The sequence below is a fragment of the Rhizobacter sp. P3_B12 genome, assembly GCF_056402895.1.
In genome coordinates this window covers 1-1,548 of the sequence record NZ_JBFUGN010001237.1, presented here as the reverse complement: position 1 = coordinate 1,548, position 1,548 = coordinate 1, and the positions used below count along the sequence as shown (strand labels likewise).

The following is a 1,548-nucleotide window of genomic DNA, read 5'->3' as shown; positions in this document are numbered from 1 at the left end:
GCCGTGAAGACCGGCGCGAACCGGCGGCTGGCCGGCGAAGACCTGGCACGCGGCAGCATCGCACTGCACGCCGGCCGCGCGTTGCGGCCGGCCGATCTCGGCCTCGTCGCCTCGCTCGGCCGCGGCGAACTGCCGGTGTGGCGCCGCCCGCGCGTCGCCTTCTTCTCCACCGGCAACGAGCTGCGTTCGATCGGCGAGCCGCTCGACCAGGGCTGCGTCTACGACAGCAACCGCTACACGCTGTGGGGCATGCTGCAGCGGCTCGGCGTCGAGGTGCTCGACCTGGGCATCGTGCGCGATGAACCCGCCGCGCTCGAGGCCGCGCTGCGCCATGCGGTGGAGAACGCCGACGTGGTGATCACCTCGGGCGGCGTCAGCGTCGGCGAGGCCGATCACACGCGCACGGTGATGGCGCGGCTCGGCGTGGTGCTGTTCTGGCGCATCGCGATGCGGCCGGGGCGGCCGATGGCGGTGGGCCGCATCGCGAGCCAGGGCCGCGAGGCGGTGCTGTTCGGGCTGCCGGGCAACCCGGTTGCGGTGATGGTGGGCTTCTACGCCTTCGTGCGCGATGCGCTGCGCGCGATGTCGGGTGCCGCGGTCGAGCCGCTGCCGATGCTGCAGGCGCGCTGCACGACGGCGATCCGCAAGCGGCCGGGGCGCACCGAGTACCAGCGCGGCATCGTCTCGCGCGGTGCCGACGGGCACTGGCAGGTGGCGATCACCGGCTCGCAGGGCTCGGGAGTGCTGCGCAGCATGAGCGAGGCGAACGGCCTCGTCGTGCTGCCGCATGAGCAGGGGGATGTCCCGGCCGGCAGCCTCGTGGAGATCCTGCCCTTCGACGGGCTGGTTTGAACGCGTCCCGGATTGCCATCCGGGCTACGGGTTCACCTCACGCTTTCGACGCCCTTGTTGGCCAGCTGGTCCGCGCGCTCGTTGCCGGGGTCACCCGCGTGGCCCTTCACCCAGCGCCAGTCGACGTGGTGCAGGTTGCGCAGCCCGTCGAGCCGCTGCCACAGGTCGGCGTTCTTCACCGGCTTCTTGTCGGCCGTCTTCCAGCCGCGCGTCTTCCAGCCATGGATCCACTCGGTGATGCCCTTGCGCACGTACTCGCTGTCGGTGTAGATGATCACGTCGCAGGTGCGCTTCAGCGACGCGAGCGCCTCGATCACGCCGGTGAGCTCCATGYGGTTGTTGGTGGTCTGGCGCTCGCCGCCGAACATCTCCTTCTCGTGCTCGCCGGTACGCAGCCACGCGCCCCAGCCGCCAGGGCCGGGATTGCCCTTGCAGGCGCCGTCGGTGTAGATCAGGACCTGCGGGCGCTTGATCAGCGGCTGCTCGGAGGTTGCGGCGGAAGATGCTTCAGTCATGGGGTCTCGGAAGAAGAATGCGCGCGATGGCTCGCGACGGTGGCGGCACGCTGGCCGGCGGTGCGCTGCTGGCGGATCAGGCCGACCAGCCGCATGCCGCGCACGCGCTTCACCGCCACCAGCAGGTAGACGCTGCCGAGCACCGGCCACCAGCGTTCGCCGATGCGCTCGGTCCAGGCAT

Annotated in this window: 2 protein-coding genes and 1 pseudogene; 1 reads left to right on the top strand and 2 read right to left on the bottom strand. The window is 71.2% G+C overall.

The window, feature by feature from the left end; translation table 11 throughout:
• A partial coding sequence (locus AC1D01_RS34130; protein ID WP_477873893.1) for a molybdopterin molybdotransferase MoeA occupies positions 1-852 on the top strand: 852 nt, incomplete at its 5' end.
• Positions 853-884: 32 nt separating this feature from the next.
• Here the strand turns inward: AC1D01_RS34130 and rnhA are convergent.
• Both rnhA and AC1D01_RS34120 read right to left on the bottom strand, forming a co-directional pair.
• Entirely contained in the window at positions 885-1,367 is a 483-nt protein-coding gene (rnhA, locus tag AC1D01_RS34125; RefSeq protein ID WP_477873892.1) for a ribonuclease HI, read from the bottom strand.
• Positions 1,364-1,548 (bottom strand): annotated as a pseudogene (locus AC1D01_RS34120) (SAM-dependent methyltransferase); the annotation flags it as partial. The pseudogene AC1D01_RS34120 and the gene rnhA, both read right to left, overlap by 4 nt.